The sequence below is a fragment of the Nocardia sp. NPDC060220 genome (genome assembly GCF_042727815.1).
In the GTDB taxonomy this organism is placed as follows: Bacteria; Actinomycetota; Actinomycetes; order Mycobacteriales; family Mycobacteriaceae; genus Nocardia.
In genome coordinates this window covers 1-4942 of record NZ_JBHWZY010000525.1, presented here as the reverse complement: position 1 = coordinate 4942, position 4942 = coordinate 1, and the positions used below count along the sequence as shown (strand labels likewise).

Annotated in this window: 6 protein-coding genes; 5 read left to right on the top strand and 1 reads right to left on the bottom strand. The window is 69.0% G+C overall.

Features of this window, described 5'->3' with window-relative positions:
- Positions 1–846, top strand: an 846-nt coding sequence (locus tag ACFWF3_RS24200; RefSeq protein WP_379315392.1) for a DUF418 domain-containing protein, incomplete at its 5' end; no start/stop codon positions are given.
- A gap of 1 nt (position 847) precedes the next feature.
- On the opposite strand, the gene ACFWF3_RS24195 is transcribed toward ACFWF3_RS24200, so the two are convergent.
- Positions 848–1573: a TetR/AcrR family transcriptional regulator gene (locus tag ACFWF3_RS24195; RefSeq protein ID WP_378988093.1), complete on the bottom strand. Its 726-nt coding sequence runs from the start codon at positions 1571–1573 to the stop codon at positions 848–850.
- Between the two features lie 110 nt (positions 1574–1683).
- Between ACFWF3_RS24195 and ACFWF3_RS24190 the strand changes: the two genes are divergently transcribed.
- The 4 genes from ACFWF3_RS24190 to yidC all read left to right on the top strand — a co-directional run.
- Entirely contained in the window at positions 1684–2577 is an 894-nt protein-coding gene (locus tag ACFWF3_RS24190) for a diiron oxygenase (protein WP_379315390.1), read from the top strand.
- Positions 2574–3587 (top strand): DUF4873 domain-containing protein, encoded by a 1014-nt coding sequence (locus ACFWF3_RS24185; protein ID WP_379315388.1) that lies wholly within the window; start codon positions 2574–2576, stop codon positions 3585–3587. Before ACFWF3_RS24190 ends, ACFWF3_RS24185 begins: the two co-directional genes overlap by 4 nt.
- A 121-nt stretch (positions 3588–3708) precedes the next feature.
- Complete coding sequence (locus tag ACFWF3_RS24180; RefSeq protein WP_379315386.1) at positions 3709–4008, top strand: DUF6412 domain-containing protein; 300 nt, start codon at positions 3709–3711, stop codon at positions 4006–4008.
- Positions 4009–4102: 94 nt separating this feature from the next.
- Positions 4103–4942: membrane protein insertase YidC (gene yidC / locus ACFWF3_RS24175; protein ID WP_379315384.1), on the top strand; the 840-nt coding region annotated here is incomplete at its 3' end.

Here is a 4942-nt window from a genome sequence, read left to right as displayed (position 1 = left end):
GGGCTGCTGTTCCTCGACGGCCTGCTGAACTTTCTGCTCGTGGCGGAGTTCGATGTCCTGATGGGTTACGCGATGACCGGCCTCGTCGTCGCCTACATCCTCGCGACAACCGAACGAGCGCAACGCCGTTGGCTGATCATCGCCGCCTCGGTCCACGTGACGATGTTGACGTCGATAGCCGCCGCGTTGGCCTTCGCGCCCCAGCAGGACAGCGCCGAGTCGGCACCGCTGGATCCCAATCCTTACGCGGACGGCTCCTTCTGGGATCTGGTGCTGTTCCGCCTCGACCACGCGCTGATCTTCCGGCTCGAGACGATCTTCGTGTTCCCGATGTCGATCGCGCTGTTCCTGCTCGGCGCGCGACTGTTCCGGGCGGGCGTCTTCCGGCCCGAGGGCGCGCGCATTCGACGGCGGCTCATGGTGGTCGGGTTCGCGATCGCCGCCCCGCTGGATCTGACGCTCGGCCTCGCGGGCGGCGGCGACTTCATCTTCGTCGCGCGGTATGCGACGGCACCGTTCGTCGCCCTCGGAATCTTGGCCGCGGTCGCCGAGTTCTACCTGCGCAAACCACACCTCGGGTTCGCGGGCACCCGGCTGAGCGAAGTCGGCCGCACCGCGCTCAGCTGCTACATCCTGCAGAATCTGATCGCCGGTTTCCTCTGCTACGGCTGGGGTCTCGGGCTGGCGGCGCGGGTACCGGATTCGGCCAAGGTGCCGTTCACGGTGGCGATCTACCTGGTCGTGGCCGTCGCGATCATCCTCTTCGCGCACCTGTGGTTGCGTCGTTTCGAGCGCGGTCCGGTGGAGTGGCTGTGGAATCGAACCTATCGCGCGCTGGCCGGTTGAGTCAGCGCAGCCGCTCGTCGGGCGGCGGGGCCGCGTCCGGCGCGATGAGCAGGTCGGCGATCAGCGAATCCCGTTGCAGCGGAACTCCGAGACTGCGGGCATTGCCCTCGAACAGCGACAGCACCGACTCGGTCAGAATGCCCTGCACCTGCTCGGTGGTGAGCACCGGCTCCGGGTCCGCACGCCAACTCGCCACCACACCGTCGACGAGGCCGACCATGCCGAACGCCATCGGCCGCCCGCGCGCCGGGTCGATGCCGAAGCGGGCCAGGGTGGCCGCGAAGATGTCGGCGAGCTGTCCACCCACCGCACGGCCCGCGCCGCTGAGACTCGGCGCGCCCTGCGGTGCCGCATCGCCGAGAAAGCGATGCAGATTCGGGTGGCGCTCGATCCAGCCGAGATAGGTGCCGATGGCGCCGCGCACGGCGTCTTTGAGTGCGCCGTCGGACTGCAGCGCGGGTAGCAACTCCGCGAGCAGCAACTCCAGGATCCGCTGCCGCGCGAGTGCGTCGAGTTCGGCCCGGCCACCGACATGGCGGTAGACCACCGGTCGTGGCAGTGCCAGATGCTCGGCGATCAGCTGCACCGAGATCTCGAGACCGTGTTGCTCGATCACCTCGATGGCGGCGTCGATCATCTCCGCGCGACGGCGCTCTTTGTGCCCGTGCCAGCGGGTGGCGCGACCGTCGGCGGCGGTCTGATCGGCGTGCGCGGATGGGGCAGTCACAGTGCTAACGATACCCGTGCCGACGTTGACCGTGACACCACGTTCCACTAACCTTGGTGATACACGCTGTAACACCAAGCGTGGCACGTTCCGCCGAGAGTGAGCCCGCGATGCGCAACGTCACCGCCTCCCCGCGCGATTCCTTCGCCCAGCGCCTGCTGATCGGCTCGCTGCGAAGAACCTACGACCCGGTGGTGGACATCGCCTGGGAGCAACCCCTCGACCCGGCGAAGCTGTTCCTGCCACCGCGCGTCATCTCGCTCTACGGGACCGACCTGTGGGCGACGATGACGTTCGACCAGCAGCGGGAACTCTCGCGCCAGGAACTGGCCAATGTGCTCTCGGTCGGCATCTGGTTCGAGAACCTGCTCAACCGGCTGCTGCTGCGTGAGCTGCTGCGCGGCGATCCCACGTCCGCGACCTCGCACTACACGCTCACCGAGATGGCCGACGAGTGCAGGCACATGATGATGTTCGGCAAACTCATCGAGCGCATCGAGGCCCGCCCCTACTGGCCGCGTCCGGCGGCGCGGCTCGCGATCACCGCGCTACCCGCCGTGCTGCGCGGCCCGATGGTGTGGGTGGCGGCCCTGGTCGGTGAGGAGATCTTCGACGCCCTGCAGCGACGAATGCTCGACGATCCGCAGTTGCAGCCGATCGTCGCGCGCGCCATGCGCATCCACGTCACCGAGGAGGCACGCCACATCGGCTTCGCCAGGGACGCGCTGGCCCGGCGCGTGCCCGCGATGTCGGCGGGCGAGCGGGCCTATATCCGCCTGTGTGTGGCAGTGGCCGGACCGCTGTTCGTGTCACTGATCACCAACCGGCACATCTACATTCGCGCCGGACTCGACGGTCGACAGGCACGTGGTGCGGCACTTCGCAATCCGGTCGCGCGGGAATCCAGGGCGACCGGAGCGGCGGAACTGGTGACGTTCCTGGGTCAGCACGGACTGATCGGATCGGCCGGACGCAGGCGGTGGCGGGCGGTGGGCCTGCTGTGAGCGTCGCTGTCATCGGGACCGAATCCCGGGCGATCGTGCGGCGGCTGCGAGCGGCCGGAATCGCCGAAGTAAGTGTCTACGAACCGGTTTCAGCGGGCGAGGCGTCCCGATCTCCGGTCGGCAGACAGCGCCGGACACCATGGACGGCATCGCGCAGATGGCTGTCTCGCGATGATCGGCCGGTCCCCCGGCGGCTGGTCGATATCAGCGAACTCGTTTTCGACGAGAAGGGGGACCACTGGCTGATCCACTCGGCCGGGAACGAGCCCGCCCAGGCGAAGGTGGTGATTCTGGCCGCCGACACCACCCGGCGCCTCCGGGCCGGCGCCGCATCGGAATCCGCACACCGTCCCGTCGGCGCCCTGCCCGAGACACCGTCCGGCGTCCGACTACCGGTCACGGGACGTGCGGCCCGCACGCTCGACGCGGCATGGTCGCACGCTCCGGTCACCTTTCGCGGGATCGCGACCCATGGCTTCCCGAACCTGTTCTTCGTCGGCAGTACCGAACCCGCCGTCGAGGAACCGCGGGTCGCCCAGTCGGCCCGAGTCGATCTCATCGCCACCTGGGTCCGCGCTCTGCAGCGGCAATCAGGCACCCGGATCGAAGTGCGCGCCAGCACCCAGCACGAATACCACCGTCGGCTCGATCCGACCTCGAGCACGCGTCGCCCGGGCCGCCCGAAACCCCACCATTTCGACATCACCGTCGCCGCCGACCGGCACTCGGATCACGACTACGCCGGGCCTGCCGTCCTGGATCTACCCGGCGCCGAATATCCCGTCATCGCCACCCTCACCGGCCACATCGACCCGATCGACGGCCGCTACCACTGGTACGGCCGCCTCGACCCCGCCGAGTCCACCGCGCTCCCCGAACCGACGCGAGCCTCCGCCCTGCTCGTCGTGCCCGGTCGCGCACCCGCGGCAGCGAACCTCACCGAACGCGACCCGTGGGGCAATCTCCGCGTTACCGGCATCGGCACCCCGCCCTTCGCGCTCGAGGCATAGCCGCGACCCTCCTCCGTCGAGTCAGCCACCGACCTCGACCCGGTGTGCATTGCCGGGCGGTAAACGGCCCCCACTCGGCGTGCGGGCACCGCCGCCCTGCACCGTCGGTATGCTCGGTGACATGCAGGCACGGGCGATGGTGATGGCGTACGCGGTTCTCGCGTGCGTGCTGCCCGCCTTCGTGCTCATCTCCACACCGGGCGGCGAGGCCACCCGCATGCTCGCGTTCGGTGCGGTCGCCGCCGCGATGGTGTGTGCGCTGGTCGCGGTCACCGGTCGCAGTCACCTGCCGGTCCGGGTCGCGAGTGTGGGTCCGCCGCGGTCGGCACAGCGCCGCCTGCGCGGTTCCTTTCTGCGACAGAGCAATCCGGATTCCGCCGGTCGTCCACGTCCACGAGCTCCGGGGATCGATCACCTCTGACAGGTGCCGCGCCATCGGCGCCGCCTGTCGGATCTCGTGATCCCACTCCCCCTTTCGTGCGTTCGCGCACGCTGCACGGACAGGTCGTCCCGTCATGCTCGATTTCGTCTATTTCCCCGTGTCCGCGGTCCTGTGGTGCTGGCACCAGCTCTTCGCCATCCCGCTCGGCGCGGCCAGTGGTCTCGCCTGGCTTCTCGCCGTCGTCGCGCTGGTCGTCACCGTCCGCGCGTTGCTCGTGCGCACCGCGCTCCAGCAAGCCCGCTCCCAGCAAGTTCTGCGTTCGCTGCAACCGCAGATGGACGCCATTCGCCGCACCCACCGCGACGATCCGCGCGCCCAGGCCGAGAAGATCCGGCTGCTCCAGCGCGAGCACAACGTCAGCATGTTCGCCGGGTTCGTACCGCTGATCGCGCAGGGGCTGGTCTTCCTCGGCCTGTTCCACGTGTTGCGCTCGTTCGACCGGACCGGCGCCTACGCGGTCGGCCCGTTCACCTCGACCGACAGCCCGCTATCGGTCGAGGTGAACAACGCCACCGCCAACTACCTGTTCGGCGCGCCCGAGGTCCGTGCGTTCCTCGACGCCAGATTGTTCGGCGCACCGCTGTCGGCGACCCTGTCCGGCGCGGGTGAGGTTGTCGTCGCGGTCGCGGCGCTCGCCATCCCGCTGGTGCTGATCGCCGCTCTCGCCACGCACTTCACGGCCCGGCTCACCCCGGCGGTCGCGGACAACAGCACGGCCGCGATCATGCGCACCTTGTCGCTGTGGGTGTTCCCGGCGGGTGCGCTCATCAGCGGCGCCGTCCTGCCTGTCGTCGTGCTCACCTATTTCGCCACCAACGCGCTGTGGACCTGCGGCCAGCAGTATCTGATCCGGCGCACTCTGGCCGCCGAGGAATCCGTGAAGAAGGCGCTGGTCGCCACGGCGGCCCGAGCC